Origin of the sequence: Terrisporobacter othiniensis (assembly GCF_000808015.1) — a bacterium.
Taxonomy (GTDB): domain Bacteria; phylum Bacillota; class Clostridia; order Peptostreptococcales; family Peptostreptococcaceae; genus Terrisporobacter; species Terrisporobacter muris.
Genome location: NZ_JWHR01000165.1, coordinates 1 through 23,392, shown reverse-complemented (window position 1 = coordinate 23,392; position 23,392 = coordinate 1). Strand labels below are relative to the sequence as shown.

22 protein-coding genes are annotated in these 23,392 nt (G+C 29.2%); 18 read left to right on the top strand and 4 right to left on the bottom strand.

Features of this window, described 5'->3' with window-relative positions:
• From QX51_RS19165 to QX51_RS19110, 13 genes are all read left to right on the top strand, one after another.
• Positions 1 to 2,214 (top strand): ATP-binding protein (locus QX51_RS19165; protein ID WP_152607261.1); only part of this gene is annotated, 2,214 nt, incomplete at its 5' end.
• A 243-nt stretch (positions 2,215 to 2,457) separates the two neighbouring features.
• Positions 2,458 to 3,414, top strand: coding sequence for a C40 family peptidase (locus QX51_RS19160; RefSeq protein ID WP_052233177.1), 957 nt, complete (start codon positions 2,458 to 2,460; stop codon positions 3,412 to 3,414).
• A gap of 238 nt (positions 3,415 to 3,652) precedes the next feature.
• The gene (locus QX51_RS19155; protein ID WP_039681496.1) at positions 3,653 to 4,975 is read left to right on the top strand and encodes a uracil-xanthine permease family protein; all 1,323 of its coding nucleotides are present in this window, start codon (positions 3,653 to 3,655) and stop codon (positions 4,973 to 4,975) included.
• Positions 4,976 to 5,200: 225 nt separating this feature from the next.
• Complete coding sequence (locus QX51_RS19150) at positions 5,201 to 5,995, top strand: FAD binding domain-containing protein (RefSeq protein WP_039681495.1); 795 nt, start codon at positions 5,201 to 5,203, stop codon at positions 5,993 to 5,995.
• Positions 5,989 to 6,438 carry a (2Fe-2S)-binding protein gene (locus QX51_RS19145; protein ID WP_039681494.1) on the top strand — a complete coding sequence of 150 codons (450 nt, stop codon included), beginning with the start codon at positions 5,989 to 5,991 and terminating at the stop codon, positions 6,436 to 6,438. The genes QX51_RS19150 and QX51_RS19145 overlap by 7 nt, the downstream gene beginning before the upstream one ends.
• Before the next feature lies 1 nt (position 6,439).
• Positions 6,440 to 8,713 carry a xanthine dehydrogenase family protein molybdopterin-binding subunit gene (locus QX51_RS19140; RefSeq protein WP_039681493.1) on the top strand — a complete coding sequence of 758 codons (2,274 nt, stop codon included), beginning with the start codon at positions 6,440 to 6,442 and terminating at the stop codon, positions 8,711 to 8,713.
• Positions 8,713 to 9,468, top strand: coding sequence for a selenium cofactor biosynthesis protein YqeC (gene yqeC, locus QX51_RS19135; RefSeq protein ID WP_039681492.1), 756 nt, complete (start codon positions 8,713 to 8,715; stop codon positions 9,466 to 9,468). The genes QX51_RS19140 and yqeC overlap by 1 nt, the downstream gene beginning before the upstream one ends.
• A gap of 175 nt (positions 9,469 to 9,643) precedes the next feature.
• On the top strand, positions 9,644 to 9,982 hold the full coding sequence (locus QX51_RS19130) for a hypothetical protein (RefSeq protein WP_039681491.1): 339 nt from the start codon (positions 9,644 to 9,646) through the stop codon (positions 9,980 to 9,982).
• A 26-nt stretch (positions 9,983 to 10,008) separates the two neighbouring features.
• Positions 10,009 to 10,617 carry a molybdenum cofactor cytidylyltransferase gene (gene mocA / locus QX51_RS19125; protein ID WP_052233176.1) on the top strand — a complete coding sequence of 203 codons (609 nt, stop codon included), beginning with the start codon at positions 10,009 to 10,011 and terminating at the stop codon, positions 10,615 to 10,617.
• Positions 10,592 to 11,416 (top strand): selenium-dependent molybdenum cofactor biosynthesis protein YqeB, encoded by an 825-nt coding sequence (gene yqeB / locus QX51_RS19120; protein WP_039681489.1) that lies wholly within the window; start codon positions 10,592 to 10,594, stop codon positions 11,414 to 11,416. The genes mocA and yqeB overlap by 26 nt, the downstream gene beginning before the upstream one ends.
• Before the next feature lie 372 nt (positions 11,417 to 11,788).
• The gene (locus QX51_RS21500; protein WP_278246252.1) at positions 11,789 to 11,914 is read left to right on the top strand and encodes a hypothetical protein; all 126 of its coding nucleotides are present in this window, start codon (positions 11,789 to 11,791) and stop codon (positions 11,912 to 11,914) included.
• Positions 11,915 to 11,968: 54 nt separating this feature from the next.
• Positions 11,969 to 12,151, top strand: coding sequence for a hypothetical protein (locus QX51_RS19115; protein ID WP_039681488.1), 183 nt, complete (start codon positions 11,969 to 11,971; stop codon positions 12,149 to 12,151).
• A 7-nt stretch (positions 12,152 to 12,158) separates the two neighbouring features.
• Positions 12,159 to 12,596, top strand: a complete 438-nt coding sequence (locus QX51_RS19110) for a hypothetical protein (RefSeq protein WP_039681487.1) — start codon at positions 12,159 to 12,161, stop codon at positions 12,594 to 12,596.
• 151 nt (positions 12,597 to 12,747) lie between these two features.
• Here QX51_RS19110 and QX51_RS19105 read toward each other — a convergent pair whose 3' ends face one another.
• Positions 12,748 to 13,578, bottom strand: a complete 831-nt coding sequence (locus QX51_RS19105) for a MerR family transcriptional regulator (RefSeq protein ID WP_039681486.1) — start codon at positions 13,576 to 13,578, stop codon at positions 12,748 to 12,750.
• 89 nt (positions 13,579 to 13,667) lie between these two features.
• Between QX51_RS19105 and QX51_RS19100 the strand changes: the two genes are divergently transcribed.
• On the top strand, positions 13,668 to 15,005 hold the full coding sequence (locus QX51_RS19100; RefSeq protein ID WP_152607260.1) for an MATE family efflux transporter: 1,338 nt from the start codon (positions 13,668 to 13,670) through the stop codon (positions 15,003 to 15,005).
• Positions 15,006 to 15,073: 68 nt separating this feature from the next.
• Here the strand turns inward: QX51_RS19100 and cls are convergent, their stop codons facing one another.
• Positions 15,074 to 16,528: a cardiolipin synthase gene (gene cls, locus QX51_RS19095; protein WP_039681484.1), complete on the bottom strand. Its 1,455-nt coding sequence runs from the start codon at positions 16,526 to 16,528 to the stop codon at positions 15,074 to 15,076.
• Positions 16,529 to 16,750: 222 nt separating this feature from the next.
• Between cls and QX51_RS19090 the strand changes: the two genes are divergently transcribed.
• Together QX51_RS19090 and QX51_RS19085 are read left to right on the top strand one after the other, a co-directional pair.
• Entirely contained in the window at positions 16,751 to 17,770 is a 1,020-nt protein-coding gene (locus QX51_RS19090; RefSeq protein WP_039681483.1) for a molybdopterin-binding protein, read from the top strand.
• A 12-nt stretch (positions 17,771 to 17,782) separates the two neighbouring features.
• Positions 17,783 to 18,211 carry an MOSC domain-containing protein gene (locus QX51_RS19085; protein ID WP_039681482.1) on the top strand — a complete coding sequence of 143 codons (429 nt, stop codon included), beginning with the start codon at positions 17,783 to 17,785 and terminating at the stop codon, positions 18,209 to 18,211.
• A gap of 101 nt (positions 18,212 to 18,312) precedes the next feature.
• Here QX51_RS19085 and QX51_RS19080 read toward each other — a convergent pair whose 3' ends face one another.
• The gene (locus QX51_RS19080) at positions 18,313 to 19,605 is read right to left on the bottom strand and encodes a conjugated bile salt MFS transporter (protein WP_039681481.1); all 1,293 of its coding nucleotides are present in this window, start codon (positions 19,603 to 19,605) and stop codon (positions 18,313 to 18,315) included.
• A 37-nt stretch (positions 19,606 to 19,642) separates the two neighbouring features.
• Entirely contained in the window at positions 19,643 to 20,998 is a 1,356-nt protein-coding gene (locus QX51_RS19075) for an ACGS family protein (protein ID WP_039681480.1), read from the bottom strand.
• 504 nt (positions 20,999 to 21,502) lie between these two features.
• Between QX51_RS19075 and QX51_RS19070 the strand changes: the two genes are divergently transcribed.
• Both QX51_RS19070 and QX51_RS19065 read left to right on the top strand, forming a co-directional pair.
• Complete coding sequence (locus QX51_RS19070) at positions 21,503 to 22,687, top strand: M20 metallopeptidase family protein (protein ID WP_039681479.1); 1,185 nt, start codon at positions 21,503 to 21,505, stop codon at positions 22,685 to 22,687.
• Between the two features lie 17 nt (positions 22,688 to 22,704).
• The gene (locus QX51_RS19065; protein ID WP_039681478.1) at positions 22,705 to 23,358 is read left to right on the top strand and encodes a helix-turn-helix transcriptional regulator; all 654 of its coding nucleotides are present in this window, start codon (positions 22,705 to 22,707) and stop codon (positions 23,356 to 23,358) included.
• Positions 23,359 to 23,392 lie beyond the last annotated feature (34 nt).

Genomic DNA, 23,392 nt, shown 5'->3' with positions numbered 1-23,392 from the left:
GATGAACACCCTCTGCATGCAGAACACCATGCCTTACATTCACTAAATCACTTAATCCCCATATCATCCTCCCAACAGCCTCATGAGAGAAGTATTATTATCATAGGAAAAGAAGTAGATGAAAAACCATATACTATGGAAATGCTAGAGGATCTTTTAGATAATATTAGTATTTCCACATTTGTTATAAATGAAGAGGGAAGGTATCTATACGTTAATAAAGCCTTTGCAAATATATTAAATTTAGAAAGAGACGATATTATAGGGAGTTATAATTATAAATTTGGGGATGATGAGGTTTATAAAGAGTTTGAGTTAAATAACAGGGATGTAATTGAGAATAAAAATCCTAAAATATTTAATGAAAAATTAGTTATTAATAATGATATTCAGTGGTATAAAAGTTACAAATCTCCAATATATGATGAAAATAATAAAACTAAATATATAGTTGCAACAACTGAAAATATTAATTTATCAAAAACAATATCAGAAGAGTTATATAAAAATTTTAACAGAACAATAATTAAAAGTGATTATAATGATATTGAATACTATGATGTGGATTTAAGTAAAATACTTAGTAATATAGGAGAACGTATTCTTGATTATACAAATGCAGATGGTTTATCCATATTGATGTATGATAAGAATAGAGAAGGTTTAACACCATTTATAAAACTAAAAAATTCAAATAAATATTTTGAAAATATAAGATTTATACCAAGTACAATAGCTCAAATATACTCAGATAAAAATAAAAAATATTTTAATAATGTGTATCCCAAAATAAGTAATGAACCAATTTCTAAACAAATCTATATGGATGAATTAGATTATTTAGGTAACTATATCGTAGAGTTAAGTGATGAGTTTATTGGAATTATAAGCTTAAACTATAGCAATGGCAATTCTCCTAAATTCAATAGTGATGAGTATATGAAACATATATGTACTAAAATAGCTATGATAATTAAAAATGTTAGGCTTTCAAACCAAGTACTTGTGGAAAATAGAAAGCGTAAATATACTGAAAAAGAATTGGAGCAATATTTAAATGTTTGTGTTGACTTGGTATCCATTGTGGGAATAGATGGCTATTTAAAAAGACTAAGTCCAAATTGGCATAATGTTTTGGGGTGGAGTGAAGAAGAATTGCTGTCAATGTCAATGAAAGAAATTGTTCATCCTGAAGAAGTGGAGAGATTTAGGAAATTAAGGAAGGATAAATTAATAGATATAGATGGTAAAATAGATAGAAAAATTGTTCGATTTAAACATAAAAAAGGGCACTACGTTTATCTTGAATGGAGTAGTATGTATATTTCTAAGCAAGGAATATATGTTACAGCAGCAAGAGACATTACAGGAGAGTTGGAAATAGAAAAAGAAAAAAGAAGGTTAGAAGAAGCCGTTCAGCTAGAACTTGTAAAAAATGAATTCTTTTCAAATATATCTCATGAATTTAGAACGCCTATAAATATACTGATAGGCACTATGCAACTTATCAATAAAAATATTGAACAAAATAATATAGATCTAGAAAATTTAAAAAAATACACTAATTATATAAAACAAAACTCCTATAGATTATTAAGATTAGTAAATAATTTAATAGACATAAGTAAAATGGATATAGGGGCATATGAACTTAGAGCATCTAATCAAAATATTATCAATATTATTGAAGATATAACCCTCTCAGTGGCAGATTACACAAAAAATAATAAAATAAATCTTATATTTGATACCAATGTTGAAGAATTAATTACCTATTGTGATCCAGATAAAATAGAAAGAATTATGTTAAACCTTTTATCAAATGCAATAAAATATACACCAGAGGGTGGAAATATAGAGGTTGATATCAACGCAACAGAAAAGGAAATAATAGTTTCAGTAAATGACAGCGGTGTAGGTATTCCAAGCGACAAACTTAATCTTATATTTGATAGATTTGGACAAGTAGATGAATCATTTAACAGAAAATGTGAAGGTAGTGGTATAGGCTTATCTATAGTGAGAAACTTGGTAGAAATGCATGGTGGAAACGTGTATGTAAAAAGTGCGATTAATGAAGGATCTCAGTTTATCTTTACTATTCCTATTAAGTTAAAAGAAGAAGATAATAAGAATTATGATTATGATTACGATAGAAAATGTAAGCATGTGGAAAGATGTGACATAGAATTTTCAGATATATATAGTGTATAAACTTAATATAAGGGCATATCATTTTTTTGATATGCCCTTATATTTTATGGAAAATATATAGAATTAAAAAGTTAATTGGATGTAAAATATATATACTTCTACTATATATTTGAACAAAAACTTTGTTAATAAAATATTTATTCTGTAAAAATATAGAAATATTTAGGGAAGGTATGATATAATAGGTTACAAAATGGTAACAAAAATTACAAAATAGTTACAGAGTGGGGTGATGTTTGGAATATGATTATTAACAAAAATACAAAAACTATTTCAAAAGGAATGGCTATAGGTATGTTAGCAACCAGTGTTATACCAACTATAGCTATGAATGAAAATGTGGAGGCTAGTAGCAAATCTGTGCTAGTTACAGCAAATAGAGTCAATGTAAGAAGTGGATCTAGTACAAGGTATTCATTAGTTGGAAAAGTTAAGAAAGGAATGAAACTTAAATATATATCTACTTGTAGTAATGGATGGTATAAAATAAAATACAATGGAAAGACAAGATATATTACTGATAAATATACTAAAATTTCAGGTTCAACAAGTACCGCAGATTCAATAAAGAAAGTTGGTAAGGTTACAGTTTCAGCACTAAATGTAAGATCAGGTGCTTCAACTAAATATAGCATTAAGAAAACAATTAAAAAAAATAGTGTTGTTGGGGTAATTTCATCAAGTAAAAATGGATGGTCTAAGGTAAAATTATCTAGTTCAACTACAGGATATGTATACACAGATTATTTAAAAGTATACTCAGGTGATTCAAGTGATATAAAAGTAAGTTATAAATCATCATCATCTTCTTCTAAACCAACAACGAATTCTAAGTTGAATAAAGTAATATCTACTGTTAAAGCACAAGTAGGTAAACCTTATGTTTATGGTGCAGCAGGACCTAATTCTTTTGACTGCTCAGGTCTTACATACTATTCTTATAAAAAAGCAGGAATTTACTTAAATAGAACTTCTAGAGATCAAGCTAAAAATGGAAAATATGTAAGTAAAAGTAATTTAAAAGCAGGTGACTTAGTATTCTTTAATAGCGGAACAAATTCTATTAAACATGTTGGAATGTATGTTGGAAATGGCAAATTTATTCACTCACCAAGTCCTGGAAAAGGTGTAAGATATGAAAGTATGTCAACATCTTATTATGTTAAAGGTTATGTTACAGCAAGAAGAATAATATATTAGAAATAAAAAGTTAGAACTATGATACAACTAGTCTATTTACTAAAAACCACTTCATTATGAGGTGGTTTCTTTATTTATGAGAAAAATGCACGATAATGTATCGTATAAAAAATAAAAAAAATAACAAAATGTTCGTAAAAAAACTTGTAAAAAAATGGATTAGCATATATAATTAAACTGAAAAGACGAACAATAATTTTAAAATAAACATTTTAGTTATGATAATGGGAGAATTTTTATGAACAAAAAAGTTATTTATCAGTTAGATGGGAGACCGAAATTAACAGAAGCAATACCACTAGGATTGCAACATGTATTAGCGATGTTTGTGGGGAATGTTACACCACTTATAATAATTTCAAACGTATTAAATCTAGATCCACAAATTAAAGCATCATTAATACAATGTGCCATGTTTGTATCAGGGTTAGTTACATTAATACAATGTTATCCTTTAGGACCAGTAGGAGCAAAGTTACCTATAGTAATGGGAACTAGTTTTGGTTTTGTGCCAGCAGCTACAGCAATTGGTGTAAAATATGGTATGTCTGGAATACTTGGGGCTTGTTTAATAGGAGCTATATTCCAAGTGTTAGTTGGAGGACTTGTACTTAAGCGTATAAGAAAGTATTTCCCACCAGTAGTTACAGGAATAGTAGTTTTAACTATGGGAATTGCACTTTTACCAACGGGAGTTAATTATTTTGCTGGAGGAGTTGGAGCAGCTGATTTTGCTTCACCATCAAATTTATTATTAGGAACAATCGTACTTATAACTGTTATATTTTTTAAACAGTATACTAAAGGAATGCTTAGTATATCATCAGTACTTATTGGATTAATTATAGGATACATAGTTGCCATACCTATGGGAAAAATAGATTTTTCTTCCTTATCTCAGGCGGCACTTTTATCAGTACCAGTACCATTTCAACTTGGATTTGAGTTTCATATGGATGCAATAATAGCAATGATATTTGTATATATGGTTTCAACGGTAGAAACTATAGGAGATACAACAGCTATAGCAAGCTCTGGACTAGGACGTGAAGCTAGTGAAAAAGAAATAGTTGGGGCAGTTTTAGCAGATGGTATAGGAAGCTTAGTTGGTGCCATATTTAGTGTATTACCAAATACATCTTTTGGCCAAAATGTCGGGATAGTAGCTATGACAAAAATAGTTAATAGATTTGTTATTGCAACAGGGGCATTCATACTAATAATAGCAGGAATATTCCCAAAAGTAGGTGCACTTATATCTTTAATGCCAGCTAGTGTACTTGGTGGAGCTTCAATTGTAATGTTTTCTATGATAGTAGTAAGTGGTATAAAACTTATTACAACTGATAAATTAAGTGAGAGAAATGCTATGATAGTTGCAGTATCATTAGGATTGGGATTAGGGGTCGCTTATGTTCCAGGATTTTTCGATGCTTTTCCAGAATCTATTCAATTAATATTTGGAGAATCTAAAACAGTACTTCCAGCAATATTAGCTGTAGTACTTAATATAGTTTTACCTAAAGAAGAAATATGTGAAGATAAAGCGCTTACTGCATAAAATTCACTAAATCTCAGAGAATTATGTTGTTTAATTTAAAATAGATAAAAAAGATGTATAAGAATTTTCTTATACATCTTTTTTTTTGTTTTAATAATAATATACTGGAATATACGAACATTATTATGATAAAATAATAAAATGTTTAGAAAAAAATAACTAATTATGGTATAATATACAAGGTTAAATTATAATGACAAAATATATTTTATGGGAGGAAGTATTATGTTTACACTAATGGAATTAGTGCAACCCACATCACTTGAAGAAGCTTATGAAATTCTTACAAAAAGAAAAAACAATATAGTTATAGGGGGAAGTGCTTTCCTTAGAATGGGAAAAAAGAGAATAGGAACTGGAATAGATTTATCTGCCTTAAATTTAAATCTTATAGAAGAAAGTTCAGATTATATAGAAATAGGTTCCATGACAACACTTAGAGATTTGGAAGTTAGTCCTATATTAAATAAATACTTTGATGGGGTTTTACCAAAATCAGTTAGGGATATAATAGGTGTTCAATTTAGAAATGTAGTTACTGTTGGAGGAAGTGTATTCTCTAGATATGGTTTTTCTGACTTAATAGTAGGTTTACTTGCCCTAGAAACGGAAGTAGAGCTATATAAAGGTGGAAGAATGTTATTGGAAGAATTCTTAAATAAAGATTATGAGAAAGATATACTAGTTAAACTATACATAAAGAAAAACAATGTAAATGCTGTATATAAATGTATGAGAAATTCAAGAAGTGATTATCCAATATTAAACATGTCAGTATCTAAGACTGATAATAACTTTAAAATATGCGTAGGTGCTAGACCTCAAAGAGCAACTGTGGCTTATAAAGCAAGCGAGTTTTTATCAAATAATGAATTAAATGAAGAAAATATAGTAAAAGCAAGTGAAATAGCCTCAGAAGAATTAGTATTTGGTTCAAATATGAGAGCTAGCAAAGAATACAGAAAAGCTGTATGTAAATCATTAGTTAAAAATGCTTTAATGGAGGTATCATCATGTTAATCACAATGAATATAAATGGAAAAAAAGTTGATATAGATGTGACAGCTGACGAATATTTAGTAGATACTCTAAGAAGAGTTGGAAATCTAAGTGTAAAAAGAGGTTGTGACACAGGTTGTTGTGGGCTATGCAGTATATGGATAGATGGAAAGCCAACATTATCATGTTCAACTTTATCTGTAAGAGCTAACAAGAAAAACATTACAACAATAGAAGGTTTACAAGAAGAGGCAAGTGAATTTGCAGAGATACTTGTAAAAGAAGGTGCAGAACAATGTGGTTTTTGTTCACCAGGATTTATAATGACAGTAATCGCAATGAAAAAAGAATTAGAAAATCCAACGGAAGAAGAAATAAAACATTATTTAACTGGAAACCTATGTAGATGTACAGGATATATGGGGCAACTTAGAGCAATAAAGACATATATGGGGGTAAAGTAAGATGAATATAGTAGGTAAAGGCATAGCAAAAATAGATGGAATGTCAATAGCTACTGGTAAGCCAGTATATACAGATGATTTAGCAGCTAAGGAAGCTTTAGTAGTTAAAATACTAAGAAGTCCGTATCCTTATGCAATAATAGAAGAAATAGATACAAAAAGAGCAATGATGGTACCAGGAGTGGAATGTGTTTTAACATACAAAGACGTACCACAAAATAAATTTACACTTGCAGGACAATCATTCCCAGAACCATCTCCTTACGACAGATTAATACTTGATAAAACAGTAAGATATGTGGGAGATGAAGTAGCTATAATAGCAGCAAAAGACGAAAAAACTGCAATAAAAGCTATGAAAATGATAAAAGTTAAGTACAATGTATTAACTCCAGTAATGGATATGGAAAAAGCTATAGACAATGAAAGTATAGTACATACAGAAGACTTACATTGTAACTTTGATATAGGAATGGAAAGAGAAAGAAATATAGCTTCTAAACATTTATATGAAAAAGGGAATATAGAAGAAGAATTATCAAAATGTGACATAGTTGTGGAAGATACATATTACACACAAGCGCAATCTCACGGAATGATGGAAACTTATAGAGCTTATAACTACTTAGATCATATGGGAAGATTAGTTGTAGTAAGTTCTACACAAATACCTTTCCATGTAAGAAGACACTTAAGTAGAGCGCTAGACATACCATCAAGCAAAGTAAGAGTTATAAAGCCAAGAATAGGTGGAGGTTTTGGTGGAAAGCAAACTGCCTGTGTGGAAATATTCTCAGGATTAGTTACTTTAAAAACTGGAAAACCAGCTAAAATAATATACGACAGAAAAGAAACTTTCACAAGTACGACATCTAGGCATGCAATGAAATTAAATGTAAGAGTTGGAGCAGACAAAGACGGAACTATAAAAGTTATAGATATAGATGCTCTATCTGATACAGGGGCATATGGTGAACATGCTTCAACTACATTTGGGCTAGTTGGAGAAAAAACTATGCCTATGTATGGAAAGCTAAAAGCTGCAAGATTTAAAGGAAATGTAGTTTATACTAATAAAACACCGGCAGGAGCATTTAGAGGATACGGAGCTACTCAAGGATGTTTTGCTGTGGAGGCTACTATAAATAAAGTTGCAGCTAAATTAAACATGGACCCAGTTGAAGTTAGACTTAAAAATATAATAAAAGAAGGTGAAATATCTCCAGCTTATGATAAGCTCTTAAAAAGTGTTGCCTTAGATAGATGTATTCAAAAAGGTAAGGAATTAATAAAATGGGATGAAAAATATCCTGTTAGAGAAATCTCACCTACAAAAGTAAGAAGTGTGGGAATGGCGCTTACTATGCAAGGTTCTGGAATAGCAGGAATAGATACTGCATCTATAGAAATAAAATTAAATGATGATGGTAACTACACATTACTTACTGGCTCTACAGATATGGGGACAGGAAGTGATACTATACTTGCCCAAATGTGTGCAGAAGTTCTAGAAACTACAATGGATAAAATCGTAGTAAACTCAGCAGATACAGATTCTTCACCATATGACCCAGGTTCTTATGCATCAAGTACTACTTATGTTACAGGAATGGCTGTAGTAAAAGCTGCAACTGAACTTAAAAATAAGATAATAAGCCTTGGAGCAGAAAGACTTGGGCTTGATAAAGAAGATGTGGAGTTTTATGGAAACTGTGTTAAATCTGAAGATGGAGAGAAATCAATATCAATATTTGACTTGGCAGTAGATGTAACTATGGGACCTAACAAAAACCAATTAATAGGATATGCAACTCATGGAAGTTCAGTTTCACCTCCACCATTTATAGCAGGATTTGTGGAAACTGAAATAGACAAAGAAACAGGAAAAGTTGATATAGTAGACTACGTGGCAGTAGTTGACTGTGGTACTGTTATAAATAAAAACTTAGCAAAAATACAAGTAGAAGGTGGAATAGTTCAAGGTATAGGTTTGGCACTTTATGAAGATGTTGTTTATACTGAAAAAGGCGAGCTAGCATCTAACACATTTATGCAATATAAAATACCAACTAGAAAAGATGTAGGTAATATAATTGTTGATTTTGAAGAAAGTTACGAGCCAACAGGACCATTTGGTGCAAAATCTGTAGGTGAGGTTGTTGTTAATACACCATCTCCAGCTATAGAAAATGCTATCTACAATGGACTTGGAATAAACTTAAATACTTTACCTATGACACCAGAAAAAGTATTTATGGCTATGATGGAAAAGTAATGGACTTGATTAAATCTTTTAATATAAAAAATAAAGATATAATTACAATAGTGGGAGCGGGGGGAAAAACATCTTTGATGTTCTCTGCTTCCTCTTTGCTTAGAAAAAACTATAAGGTGTTAGTCACAACAACAACAAATATTTATGTGCCAGATGAGAAGTTTTATGATGAGATAATTATGCTAAGTAAAATAGAAGATGATAATTATAAAAACACAATAGAAAAAAGTAAAAAAGGAGTATACGTAATAGGAAGTCACATAGAAGGTAAATTGGGGCAAAATAAGCCTAAGATAAAAGGTTTAAATTCTCAAACATTAGACAAAATAGCACCTTATTTTGACATAGTGCTAATCGAAGGTGATGGCTCAAAGGAAAAACCTCTTAAAGGATGGCGGGATGATGAGCCTGTTGTTTATGATAAAAGTACTAAAATTATAGGAGTAGTGGATATTAGCTCCGTAGGATTAGAAATTAATGAAAATAATATTCATAGATTAGATAAATTCTTAAATATTATAAATGATAAAGAATCACAAAAAGTAAAATTAGAATATCTTAAAAATCTTGTTTTAAATGAAAATGGACTTTTTAAGGTTTCAAAAGGAGAACAGGTTTTATTTATCAATAAGGTTGAAAGCAGTAATAATAAGAAAGATGCTGTTTTGCTTATAAAAAAAATAAAAAATGAAAACCCTTCATATATTGACAGATTTGTATATGGAAGTTTATTGAAAAATGAATTTTCAAGTTAAAATATATAAAAACATTGTACAAATATAGAAAAATTGTTCGAATATATAGTAGTATAATATTAGAAGGTTATGAGTTATTATCTGTATGATTATTGTGATGAAAATATATTTCTAGAAATAATAAGAATAATATAGATAATCCAAATTTAAATGATAATTTATGGAGAATTATAAAATGAAAAATGAACTAACTAATAATAGTATAGCTACTAAAAAATTGAATAGTTCAAAAAATTATAATAAAGACAAAAATACGTATTTTATATATTATATTGCAGGAGTAATAGTGTTGGGTGTGTTTTTAAATTTAGCAGTAAATATAAAAAGCACAGATGAGTATTATGAAAAGTACTATGTACTAGAAGATTATATAAGCAATTATGAAGAGGAAGATAGTGATTCAGATGATTACGAAGAAATAGATGATGATGAAGACACAGGAAGCAGTGAAGAAATTGATGAAAGTTTAAATGAAGAAGATAATTCTGACACTGACATAAATGAAGAATATTAAAGTATTTTTAACGAATTAATAAAAGGATGATAAAATTGATTTCAGCAATAATTATGGCCTCTGGATTTTCAAATCGCATGGGTCAAAACAAACTCCTTATGAAGTATAATGATAAATTTTTAATTGAGCATACATTAAATATTGTGTCACAGTGTAATTTTAAGAAGAAAATATTAGTTACTCAATATGAGGAAATAAAAGAACTTGGAGAAAAATTAAATTACAATGTAGTAATCAATAACTCTCCAAACAAGGGGCAAAGTGAATCCATAAAATTAGGAGTGAAAAACTCACCTAAATGTGATGGATATATGTTTTTTGTTGGGGATCAACCTCTTTTAAATAAAGATGACATAGAAAAGTTAGTAAAGATTTTTAAAGACGATAGAAACTATATAGTCATACCAAAATATAAAGATAAATGTGGAAATCCAGTTATATATCCAACAATATATAAAGAACAGATTTTAAAACTAGAAGGAGATAAAGGTGGTAAAAGTATCATAAAATCTTCTGATAAAATAAAATATGTTGATGTTAGCGAAAATACTCTATTTGATATAGATAATATAGATGATTTTAATAATCTTTTTGAAAGAAAGGCAGAAAATGAAAGAAGATATAGTAGTAATTAGGGGTGGTGGAGATATAGCCACTGGAACAATCCACAAACTTCATAGATGTGGATTTAAAGTAGTAATATTGGAAATAGAAAAACCATCTGCCATAAGAAGAACGGTATGCTTTAGTGAAGCTATATACGAAGGTAAAATTATGGTTGAAGGTGTAATATGTGAAAAAGCAAATAATTTGGATGAGGTATACTCCATATTAGATAAAAAAAATATTCCTGTAATAATAGATCCATTTGGAAAATTCATTGAAATATTAAACCCTTTTGTAGTTGTAGATGCTATATTGGCAAAAAAAAACCTGGGGACAACAAAAGACATGGCACCAATAACTATAGGTTTAGGACCTGGATTTTGTGCAGGAGAAGATGTGGATATTGTAATAGAAACTATGAGAGGTCATAATTTAGGCAGAATAATAGAAAAAGGTTATGCTATGGCAAACACAGGTATTCCGGGAGCTGTAAATGGCGTAAGTAAAGATAGGGTTATATATTCGACCATGAGTGGAACTATTTCAAATGTGAAAGAAATTGGTGACATAGTAAAAAAGGGAGAAGTTATAGCTACAATAAGTATTGATGAAAATATAATTGAAGTAAAAGCGACTATAGGCGGAGTTTTACGAGGTATAATCAAAGATAAAAGCAAAATAAAAGAAAGGCTAAAAATAGCTGATATTGATCCACGTATTGAAGAAGTGGAAAATTCTTATACTATATCTGATAAGGCTAGAACGATAGCTGGTGGAGTTTTGGAAGCTGTGTTGTATATGAAACAAAGGTTGGTATATAGAGGTTAGATTTGTTAAAAAGAGCTACTAAGTTAGCTCTTTTTATATTGTCTATAATGGAAACTTGTGGTTAGTAAGAGTTAATCTATTAGTAACTACAATTAATGCTTGTGATAAAATGAAAAGAGACATTTTAGGATTTATTGATATATACACATTATGTAACAGTACTAGTAAAATAATTCATACAAATAGAACTATGTAAATTTTTATTAGATATGTAGACTGTACCAGCGAGTATGATTAAAGAAGGATGAGCTAATGTAACTAGAAGTGTTAAAGGTATTGAAGTATATTTTCTACACAATAAAAACATAAAAATATTTGATGCCTTTAAATATGCAAATAAATAATAAATATATAATAAGGAGTGTGAGATTTATGAGAGATATGATTATATACAAAACAGAAAAAGAAGCAAATGAAATACTAGATAATCTTAAAGGAAATACATGCTTAATTGACTATGATAGTGATGCATATGTAAGATTTGATCTTGAAGATTGAGAAGAAAAAATTTCATTTGGTAAAAGAGAAGGTTTAGCTATTTATTTGGATTGAGTGAATTTCTCTGAAAATATATATAAAGAATGTGATTCTAATTATGTTATTTCTGAAATATTTAGATTAACAGGATGTAATGATGATATTATAAGATTTTGTGAAGGTGGTACAGAAATAGCTATATATTTTTATGATAAATCTTTTGATGATATGAAAAGAAATATTTTGAAATGTGGATGAGGAGCTATTGAATAAATTAGCACAGATGACAGAAGGATTTGTAGGAGAGGAAATAGGGCATATTGTAGTTAGTGGATTGTTCGAAGCATTTTATGAAGATAGAGGACTTACTTCTTATGATTTGGAAAAATCAATACAAAGTACAGTACCTTTATCAGTTACCAAATCGGAGCAGATAAGAGGCATACGTGCTTGGGCATCTACTAGAGCAGTGGTAGCAACATTTAGAAACAACAGAAAAGAATACAACAATTTTACAGAAGAAAGCTCAGATATAATTGCATCTAGAGGTGGAAGTAAGATTGATGAAATGAATATAAATATTGAGTATTATAAAAATATGAAAAATTCTGGAGTTGATTATGATTCAAGAGTTGGTTATAGATTTACAGTAGATTTAAAAATACAAAAAATTAAAGCGGAAAGTGTAGAAGGTACTAATTAAAGTTAAAAATAAAAAAGATACTCGTGCAGTTATAATATTAAAACGACACGAGTATTTTTGAGCAATGGAGTTGCCTTAAGTGTTAGCAAAGTGATTCGTCAACACGTTGATCAAATGTATCTCGTTGTAGATATGAGTGAAGCGAATTTTTCTATAAAGAAATGTCACTTAAAAGCTTAACTGGAATTTGAACTTGTGTAACATACTCATCTTCTAGAGCGGTCTCATAAACATCTATCTTATAAATTTCTATGGGATCACCTAAAACAGTATATTTATTAATATCTATAAACTTATAAAGCATGTCAAAAACTTGTTCATACTGATTATAATCACCTTTATAAGTATATGTAACATAGTATCCTTCATCTAAAACAAAGTTATAATCAGAAGCATCATCGTCTACTAAGCAAAATGTATGTTTATAATAATTATAAATTCCGTTGGAAATACTTTTAGAATCAAAAACAGCTCCAAAGTTGCTATTACCTAAAATATAAAACTTGTCTTCGAATTTGTCGCTTAATTTTTGGATTAAGTAATCGTTATTTTCAGCAAAAGATTCATTAGAATCAACTGTAAGTGTTTTTCTTTTGTTCATATATAAAAGTTCAATTCTATTAAAAGTAGTATGTTCTATGCATTTATCTATTGAACATAGCCTTTTTTTCAAAGATTCCTTATGGGAATTTAAGTCTTCTACTTTTTTTTCTATTAATTCAATTTCTTCAAGAAGCATTTTTCTAGTAGTGCTAATATTTCTATTTTCAATATATTCCTTAATTCTTTGCATGGAGAAGTCTAGAGTTCTAAGCTCACGAATAAGATTTAAATTGCATATATCTTTAATTGTGTACATTCTATAGGAGTTAGTATCTCTAGTAGGATTCAAAAGTCCTAGTTTTTCATAGTATTTTATAGAATCTCTACCTAATTTATATATTTTTGAAAGTTCACCTGTTTTATAATATTTTCTTTTCAAAAAATCACCTCAAAATAATTTTAAAAAATTTATTGACATGTGTATTATACCACAGTTTATAGTTTTTATGGTGGAAGGAGATGAATAATATGGAAAATGCAACATGTTTAAAAACACAATTTAAGAAATATGTAATACCTTCAGTAGCAGCCATGTGGGTGTTTTCGCTATATTCAATGGTAGACGGGATATTTGTAAGTAAAGGGGTAGGTAGTGATGCTCTGGCAGCTGTAAACATATCTACACCATACATAAATATGTTATTTGCAATATCTATTTTATTTGCAACAGGGGCAAGTACTGTAGTTGCAATTAAGCTGGGAAGTTCAGAAAATAAAAAGGCAAATGAATACTTCACATTGAACTTAGTTGTAATAGTAATTTTATCAGCAATTATAATGTTAGTTAGCTTATTAAATTTAGATAAAATAGCAGTATTCTTAGGTGCGACGAGCTCAACTATGGTATACGTTAAAGAATATGCTGGAACAATCATGCTATTTGTTTTATTTTACTTAGGATCGTATTATTTAGAAGTATTAATAAAAAGTGATGGTTATCCTCACCTTTCAACAATAGGTGTAATAATATCTGCCATAACTAATATAGTACTTGATTATATATTTGTAATAAAGCTAGGATATGGAGTTAAGGGAGCCGCATTTGCAACAGGATTAGCAAGAGTATTCTCATTCTTATTTTTCTTTATACATTTTTTAAGAAAAAGAGGTAAGCTTAAATTTACAAAATTCAATCTTGATTTTAGTGTTATTAAAAAAGTAATATTTATAGGAATTCCAGACTCTACAACAGAGTTAAGTGTGGCTGTTATAGTTTTAATTTTCAACCAAAGTATATTGAGAGTAATAGGTGAAGATGCATTAGTAAGTTATAGTGTGGTGTGCTATATAAATACACTGGTACTTACAACTATGATGGGAATAGCCCAAGGAATACAACCTATTTGTAGTTTTTATTATGGTAAAGATGATAAAGACGTTGTCTTATCAATTTTGAAAATGGGATTAAAAACAATAAAAATATCATCGGTTGTATCATTTTTAATAGTTTTTATATTTGCAAAACAGTTAGTATTATTATTTATTAATAATGGAGATAAGGAGCTGTTTAATTATACAGTAAGTGTTTTAAGAGTGTTTTCTCCAGCATTTTTAATAATGGGATACAATGTGATAACATCAGGATTTTGTGTGGCTATAGATAGACCAATTCAAGCAGGAATAGTATCTTTGGGAAGAGGAATGATTGTAATAACAATTACTTTAATAGTTATGATTCTTTTGTTTGGAGAGATTGGAATATGGACAGCAACTCTTGCTTCAGAACTTATTGTATTTGTTATTTCAAGAAATGTTTTAAAGAAGAGTAAAAATAGTTTAGAATATAAATGTGCTGAAGTGGTATAAAGATTAAAAAAGAATAAAAATTAACTTTAAATGGAGCTCCTTATAAAAAGAGGCTCCATTTTCAAAATTTAAAGAAAATTAGAAAATAATTTTGAAAAGCCTTCTTTAAATTTAATACCAGCGCTTCTGTTTGAATACTCTTCTAGAGTTAGTTTTTTACACAAAAGCATATCTTTTTCAAATTGTTCACGTTGTTTTTTAGATATTTCTTCGCTATAAATTAAAGCATTTACTTCAAAATTCAGCTCGCAGCTTCGTGTATCCATATTGGCAGTACCTATTGAGCATATTTTGTCATCCATAACTACAGCTTTTGAATGAAGAAACGCATTTTTATCATAGTGATATATTTCGATACCAAAGTTTAATAATTCTCCTGCATATACTAAATTAGCCCAGTAAACAAAAGGATGATCACCTTTACCAGGAATCATTATTTTTATATCAACTCCAGAAATAGAAGCTAACTTTAAACTATCCCCAATACTATCATCCAAAATTAAATAAGGTGATTGAATATAAATATAATCTTTGGACTTTTGTATCATTTCCAAATAGGACCATTTTATTTCATACCTATTATATGGGTTTGGTCCACTTGATATTATTTGTAAACCTGCTTTTGAATGATTGGAATTTGATAGGGAAGGTGGATTCACATTTTCTAAAGTGAAAGTTAAATCCACATCCTCTCTGGTTGCATATCTCCAATCAGCCCAAAATCTTAAGTTTAAGTCTTTTACTGCGTCACCTTTAATTTTTATATGAGTATCTCTCCAATGGCCAAACTTAGGATCTTTGCCCAAATATTCATCACCCACATTAAAACCGCCAACAAATCCAATCTCACTATCTATGACAACTATCTTTCTGTGATTTCTAAAGTTCATGTTTATATTTAGTAATTTTAATATTGCTGGGAAGAATTCACCTACTTTTACACCTGCCTCTATTACAGGTTTTAGTTTTCTTTTTGTAAGAGATCTACTACCAACAGAATCATATAATAGGCGTACTTCAACACCTGAAGCAGCCTTTTCTTTTAGTATTTTTAGTACTTTTGATCCAAGTTCATCATTTTTAAAAATATAAAATTGTATGTTTATACTTTTTTCAGCTTTTTTTAGACTATCTAAGATTTCATCAAATAATTCTTTACCATCAAAGAATAAATCTACTTCATTATCATTTCTATAAGGAGAATACTCCATGCTTTCTACAGCTCTAATTATTTCATAATTATCAGAGTTTTTTAAGCTTTTATCTTGCTCATCTGTGTTTTTGACTTTGTTAATATATTTTTCAAAAAATTGCATTTCAGATTTTTTCATTACAAATATATTGGCAGTATTAACTTTTCTACCAATTAGTAAGAAAATTATAAAACCAACATAAGGTAATAAAGTTAAAATTAATGTCCAAACAATTATACTATTAGCAGAACGTTTTTCCTTAAAAATCATATATAAAATCGTTATTATATTCAAAATATGAACTAATATAGACAAAATAGCAATAATCATAGCTTTAATATCCTTTCAAATACCATTAAAGTTTTGTATATATTAATAGGATAGCCTTTAAAATTTAATTTTATGTAGGGATTAGATTATATTGTGTATAAATGCGTACAATAAATGTTTCTTGGGATTTAATATATGTGATATAATAATGTTTATATAATGAAAATTAAAAAATATTAGTGAAATTCATTTAAATGAAGACAGAGTTTAGGAGAGCAGAGTATGAAAGAAATAAAAATAGAAGATGCTGTAGGTTGTATTTTATCTCATGATGTTACAAAAATAGTTCCTGGGGAATTTAAGGGAAGATTATTTAAAAAAGGTCATGTAATTAAGGAAGAAGATATACCGAAGCTTTTAGATATAGGGAAGGAACATATATATGTTTGGGAACAAAAAGAAGGTGAGCTTCACGAAAATGATGCAGCTATAAGAATTAAAGATTTAGTTCTTGGTGAAGGGTGTTATATATCAGAAGAGATAAAAGAAGGGAAAATAGATTTCTTTGCGAAAAAAATGGGAGTATTAAGAGTAGACAAAGAAGAACTTTTAAAACTTAACATGTTGGGAGAAATAATAGTTTCAACTATGCATAACAATACTCCAGTTAAAGTTGGAGAAAAAATAGGCGCAACTAGAGTTATCCCATTAATAATAAATGAAGAAAAAATAATAGAAGCTGAAAAATTAATTAATGAAAAAATAATAAGTATAGATGAAATAAAACCTAAAAAAGCAGTACTTATAACAACAGGTAATGAAGTTTACAAAGGGAGAATAAAAGATGCGTTTTTACCTGTAATGAAAGAGAAGCTAGAAGATTATGGTGGAGAAATTGTTAAGCAAGTTATTCTTCCAGATGATAAAGAAATGATAAGTTCAAACATAATTAAGGCTATAGAAGAAGATAAGGTGGATATGGTAATTTGTACAGGAGGAATGTCGGTGGACCCTGATGATGTGACACCTTCAGGCATAAAAGATTGTAATGGTGAAATTGTAACTTACGGTGCACCAGTACTTCCTGGAGCCATGTTTTTACTAGCGTACTACAAAGATACACCAATTCTTGGAGTGCCAAGTTGTGCTATGTATTCAAAAAGAACTATTTTTGATTTAGTACTTCCAAGGATTTTAGCAGAAGAAAAATTATCTTATAAAGATATAGCAGCATATGGAAATGGTGGAATGTGCTTAAATTGCGGAGTTTGTTCATTCCCTCATTGTTCATTTGGTAAATAGGAGGTTAGACACATGGGAAAAGTATTAGCAATTTGTATAAGTGAGAAGAAAGGGACATTAAAAAATGAAATAAGTGAAGCTAAGTTTATTGAAGATTTTGGTATAGAAAATGATGGCCATGCAGGTAAGTGGCATAGACAAGTAAGCTTATTAGAATTTAATAAAATAGATGAATTTAGAAGAAAAGGTGCCAATGTGAACTTTGGTGAATTTGGAGAAAATTTAGTTGTACAAGGAATAGAGCTTCATACTCTTCCTATAGGTCAGTTAATACAATTAGGAGATGTAATATTAGAAGTGACTCAAATTGGTAAAAAGTGTCATGATAAATGCCAGATATACTATCAGGTGGGGGAATGTATAATGCCTAAGAATGGTATTTTTACAAAAGTAATTAAAGGTGGAAGAGTAAAAGTTGGAGATGAATGTAACTTGATATAAGTCAAAATAAAAAGACTTAATATGATAGTACAGATTAAAAATTTATTAGGTATAAAAAAGAGCGTAGAATTTATCTACGCTCTTTTTTTATAAGCTAAAAATTAGCAAGCATTATTCATTTCTATATTTTGGCCTCTTTCTTTGTTTAATTTGTTCATAGCTTTTATAGCTACTAATAACATTCCGTAAGCAACAAAAATAGAAGCTAATATGAATGACCAAGCAACCGTATATCCAGCTGCGTCAACTATAATTCCGAATACTGCTGAACCAAAAGAGAATCCTAAAGCGAAGAATACTTGAGTTATACCTAATATTCCTCCGAAATCTTTATTACCGAATAAAGCACCTACTAACATAGATGGAGCTAAGATGTAAGCAAATACAGATAACCCTTTAGTAGTTCCATAAACGTAAGCTAAAGCTGGTATTTTTGGTGCAAACATTATTGATAAACAAGCTGTTATTGCTAACGCAAATCCTATGATTGTAGTTTTTACAGTTCCTAATTTATCGTATAATGTACCTCCTATTAAGTTACCAACTAAAGAGCATGCAGCAAATACTGATCCTACAGTTCCTAACATAGCAGCATCAAAGTTTTCTGCTTTTAAGTATGCTGAATATTGAGTAGCTAAAGCTGATACATATATTCCTATGAATACAAATCCTATAGCGAATATCCAGTAAGCTTTTAAACTTTTAGCTTCTGCAAATGTATATCCTGTATTTTCTTCAACAGATACTTCTTTATTTTCTTCTTTAGAATCTTTTTTACCACTTATCATTTCAGATTTGTTCTTTGGCATTCTTATAAATAATATAGATACCACAACTCCTACTGCTATTGATAATAAAGCGAACTTTTTATATGCTAATTGATATCCATCAGCAGCTATCCAGCTTGCTGTTAATTGTTGTAAGAATATATTTCCTAGACCACTAGCAGAAAATACTACACCTAATACTTTTCCTTTTATGCTATCATCAAACCAAGATGTTATAAGTACTGGTATACCGATAGATGAAATAGCTGCAGTACCTACTTGAGATATTCCGTATCCTAAGTAGAATAACGATAAACTGCTTCCAGCTATTCCTAACATAAATACTCCTCCAGCTGATAATATTGCACCTACTGTGAATATTAATTTAGCTGAGAACTTATTATATAATTTTCCTATAGAAGGAGAGAATAGAGCAGATATTATTGTTCCTATTGTGAACATAGCTGATATTGCTCCTAATGCGAACCCTTCTTTTTCTATTATATATCCTAAAAATTGAGGATGTATATTAGATGCTACACCAAATGGTATGGCTTGGATAAGCATACAAGCAATTGCTATTAGCCAACCTTGTGAAAATTTTCTTTTGTTTATTGTGTTTGTCATTTTAAACATCTCCTTTTGTAGCTTAGACTAAGTAAAATTAAGCTATTGTTTTTTCTTGTTCAATAGATTTTAATGAACCATCTTTTAATGCTTTATTTGTTTTGTATGCATATATAGCTAATGCAGTTACATTTATTCCACAGCATACAAATAACAATAAATCGACTGCTTCGAATACCACATTTGCTCCAAACACAGCTAATGTACCAGCTACTGCTATAGTTACTAAGTATATTGCTATATTTTTATTTTCAGCATTGTTTTTAAATAATTTTTTTAAATAGTAGTATGAACCTAATATAGTAGTCATTGCTGATAATACTGTAAATGAAGATAATATTATTAAGCCAAATGTACCTGTAACATGTGACGCAGTATCAAAGAAAGATGTTAATCTCATCATTGAATTTACTGGATATTCTATAATACCAACATCTAAACCATAACTAGCTATATAAGATGTTATAAATATAGCTACGAATAGTGTTACTATACTTGGTATTAATGATATCATCCCAGCTTCTCTTGGTTCAGAATCTGATTGTTGAGCAGACATGGCTAAACACCCTAAGCCTGTTTCAACTGTTTGCAATACTTTTTGCATACCTAATATTAATCCAGTAGGTATACCAAGCATCATTGGGACTGGATTCATCATTCCTTCTATCATTCCTGATAAATACTCTGGTATATAAGAAGATGTTTTAAATATAAATATTATAGCGAATACTAAGTATCCAGCAAGAGCACTTCCTATCATATAAGTCATAGCATTCATAAATATACTATCTTTTTTAGATAGAACTACTAATGCTACTATAGCTATAACAGGTATTACTATAAATAAGTATCTTTGTAATAAAGTAAGTTCAGTACCAGCAAATTTAGATGTTACTATTGTAAATACTGAATCTATACCACTAAATTGGAATCCTCCAAATCCGAATACAATTAATGCAACTATTGATATAGCATAGAAAAATCCTAATTTAGGACTTATCATTTCTGATATATAATCTCTTGGGCCTTTTTTCATTATTTTTGAATTTAAGGTTTCTGAATAAGAAACAGGTATCATTATACATGCTCCTATTAATGCCCATAAAGCTATAGCCTCTATATTATATTGTCCCGCACTATACAATTTAGAAATTGCACCTAATACTCCTATAATAGCTCCAGTACCAACCATAGCACCTAGAGATATTGAAGCAGGTCCTATAAGGTTTTTAAATTTCAGCTTCGATGGTTTAGTTAATTTTGGTTGAATTTTAAATATTGTAGTTATAGACATATATGCTCCAACTACAAGCATAAATGGCAGAAATATTGGCCATACAATATCTGATATAGCTGTTATTACATGTTCTAATTGTGTTAAAATCGAATTCATTTTATCTCCTATTACTCTTTGATTTTAATTTTTGACCAGATCATAGGTAATTAAGAAAATATTTTTTTGATTTTAATTTTTGATTTTATTTAATTTCCACATAATTTTGAAATGTAATAAATTTTTTGTAGGATTATGTTGAAAATTATATTATCAAATTATTATAAAAGTCAATAGTAAAAAAAAAATAATGAAAAAAAAATAAAAAAAAATAATGTGGACCATATATGTCTATTTTGGTGTTTATCATCTAAACATGACTTGAACAAACAGGGATTAGGAAAATAAAAAAATGAAATAATAGTAAATATTTAAGTAGGATTAATTTATATACTATTTATTACTAATAGATAAAGATAGTAAATATAAAATAAAACTAACACTATATATTAAATTGAATTAAAATGTTAAAAATAGTTTATAATTAAAAAGAGTTTATAATTAAAAAGAGTTTATAATATATAAAATTTTTAATAAAATTTAAATATGCGAAGAGGTAAATTTATGAACAAATTTATGGAACAAGCACAATCAATTAAAGAACAAATAATTGCTGTAAGAAGAGAAATTCATAGCAATCCAGAAGTTGGAGCCAAGTTACCAAAAACAAAAGCTTTTGTAATAGGTAAGCTAAGAGAAATGGGATATGAACCTGAAGAAATATGTGAAAGTGGCATAGTTGCTACTATAAAAGGAAATAAACCAGGAAAAACTTTCTTATTAAGGGCTGATATGGATGCACTACCAATGGAAGAAGCTACTAATTGTGACTTTAAAGCAACTAATGGAGCTATGCACTCATGTGGACATGATATGCATACAGCAATGCTTTTAGGTGCAGCAAAGTTACTTAAACAAAACCAAGACTTGATAGAAGGTACTGTTAAACTAGTATTCCAACCAGATGAAGAAGGATTTACTGGTGCTAAGAAAATGATAGGAGCTGGAGTACTTAAAAATCCAGATGTTGATGCTGCTATGGCGATGCATGTAAACTCTGGTACACCTTCAAACTTAGTAGTATGTGGTTTAGGTACAAGTATCGGTGGATGTTTTAGATTTAGAATAGTTGTAAAAGGAACTGGATGTCATGGAGCTATGCCTGAAACTGGTGTTGACCCAATAAATATAGCTCACCACATATATTCAGGCCTTCAAACTATACTAGTAAGAGAAATACCAGCTGTTAAGCCAGCAGTCATAACAATAGGTAAATTCGTTGGAGGAGATGCCCCAAACATAATACCAGGTGAAGTTGTTATGGAAGGTACCTTCAGATATCTAGATAAAGAAATGGGAGATTTCGTAATTGGTAGAATGAATGAAATAGTCACTTCTACAGCTAAAATATTTAGGGGTGAAGCAGAACTTATAGAATTATCTTCAGTTCCACCATTAACTAATAACAATGATTTAGCTCATGAAATCACTGGATATATTAAAGATATAGTAGGCGAACAAGCTGTTATGCTGTTTGAATCAGGTGGAATGGGTTCTGAAGACTTCGCTTCTTACTCATATGAAGTCCCAAGTCTTTATATCATATTAGGTGCTGGAGCTAAAAATGAAAATCCAGAATTTGGAGAGCCAATGCATAACCAAAAAGTAGTATTCAACGAGGATATACTACCAACAGGTGCAGCTATACATGCATACAGTGCTATAACTTGGTTAAAAAATAATAAGTAACTTGGAAGTGAAAAATAATGAGATTATTAGATCTTGTATTTTATCTATTGAAAAGTAATTCCAAAGTGACAGTTAAAGAGCTAGCTGAACGCTTTAATGTATCTACGAAAACCATACGAAGGGACTTGGATAAATTATCAGTTTTGGGGATACCTGTATTAATTTATAGAGGTCCAAGTGGTGGAGTAGAAATAGATAAAAACTATATAATTGCAAAACATATATTGAGACGTAGTGATTATGACTCTCTATTGTTAGCACTATATATAGGTGAAAATATAAGTGAAACGATAAGTGAATCTCTTTTAATTGATAAATTTAAATCTGTAGACAGAGAAAGATGTTCTAAACTTTTAAAAAATCTGGAACAAAGATTTGTAATGGATTTATTTGAAGAAAAATTTGATAGTAAAAATATAGTCTGCAAAGAAATTAATAAAGCCATTGATAATAAATCCTTTATAAATATAGAAGTTGGTAGTGAAAATTTAGAAGTTTATCCAATATCTTTTGTTTTAAGAAAAGAAGGTTTATGTTTATATTGTTTAAATGAAGAGTATATGCTTATTTTGATTAATAAAATATCAAGTGTTAGAATAAATAATAAAAGTTATGATAAAAATATTATCAGCTACAATGAAAACAAAGAAAAATTTAAACAAATTTTATAATACACCATTTTTAAAATCCTAAATATAATTCCAT

Excerpts from the sequence above, each read along its gene's own strand:
- QX51_RS19100 (WP_152607260.1), top strand. The coding sequence starts at position 13,668 with ATGGAAAATGCAACATGTTTAAAAACACAATTTAAGAAATATGTAATA.
- yqeC (WP_039681492.1), top strand. The coding sequence starts at position 8,713 with ATGGACTTGATTAAATCTTTTAATATAAAAAATAAAGATATAATTACA.
- QX51_RS19080 (WP_039681481.1), bottom strand. The coding sequence starts at position 19,605 with ATGACAAACACAATAAACAAAAGAAAATTTTCACAAGGTTGGCTAATA.
- QX51_RS19130 (WP_039681491.1), top strand. The coding sequence starts at position 9,644 with ATGAAAAATGAACTAACTAATAATAGTATAGCTACTAAAAAATTGAAT.
- QX51_RS21500 (WP_278246252.1), top strand. The coding sequence starts at position 11,789 with ATGAGAGATATGATTATATACAAAACAGAAAAAGAAGCAAATGAAATA.
- QX51_RS19140 (WP_039681493.1), top strand. The coding sequence starts at position 6,440 with ATGAATATAGTAGGTAAAGGCATAGCAAAAATAGATGGAATGTCAATA.
- QX51_RS19160 (WP_052233177.1), top strand. The coding sequence starts at position 2,458 with ATGATTATTAACAAAAATACAAAAACTATTTCAAAAGGAATGGCTATA.
- QX51_RS19150 (WP_039681495.1), top strand. The coding sequence starts at position 5,201 with ATGTTTACACTAATGGAATTAGTGCAACCCACATCACTTGAAGAAGCT.
- QX51_RS19075 (WP_039681480.1), bottom strand. The coding sequence starts at position 20,998 with ATGAATTCGATTTTAACACAATTAGAACATGTAATAACAGCTATATCA.
- cls (WP_039681484.1), bottom strand. The coding sequence starts at position 16,528 with ATGATTATTGCTATTTTGTCTATATTAGTTCATATTTTGAATATAATA.
- QX51_RS19155 (WP_039681496.1), top strand. The coding sequence starts at position 3,653 with ATGAACAAAAAAGTTATTTATCAGTTAGATGGGAGACCGAAATTAACA.
- QX51_RS19085 (WP_039681482.1), top strand. The coding sequence starts at position 17,783 with ATGGGAAAAGTATTAGCAATTTGTATAAGTGAGAAGAAAGGGACATTA.
- QX51_RS19090 (WP_039681483.1), top strand. The coding sequence starts at position 16,751 with ATGAAAGAAATAAAAATAGAAGATGCTGTAGGTTGTATTTTATCTCAT.
- QX51_RS19145 (WP_039681494.1), top strand. The coding sequence starts at position 5,989 with ATGTTAATCACAATGAATATAAATGGAAAAAAAGTTGATATAGATGTG.
- mocA (WP_052233176.1), top strand. The coding sequence starts at position 10,009 with ATGATAAAATTGATTTCAGCAATAATTATGGCCTCTGGATTTTCAAAT.
- QX51_RS19070 (WP_039681479.1), top strand. The coding sequence starts at position 21,503 with ATGAACAAATTTATGGAACAAGCACAATCAATTAAAGAACAAATAATT.
- yqeB (WP_039681489.1), top strand. The coding sequence starts at position 10,592 with ATGAAAGAAGATATAGTAGTAATTAGGGGTGGTGGAGATATAGCCACT.
- QX51_RS19065 (WP_039681478.1), top strand. The coding sequence starts at position 22,705 with ATGAGATTATTAGATCTTGTATTTTATCTATTGAAAAGTAATTCCAAA.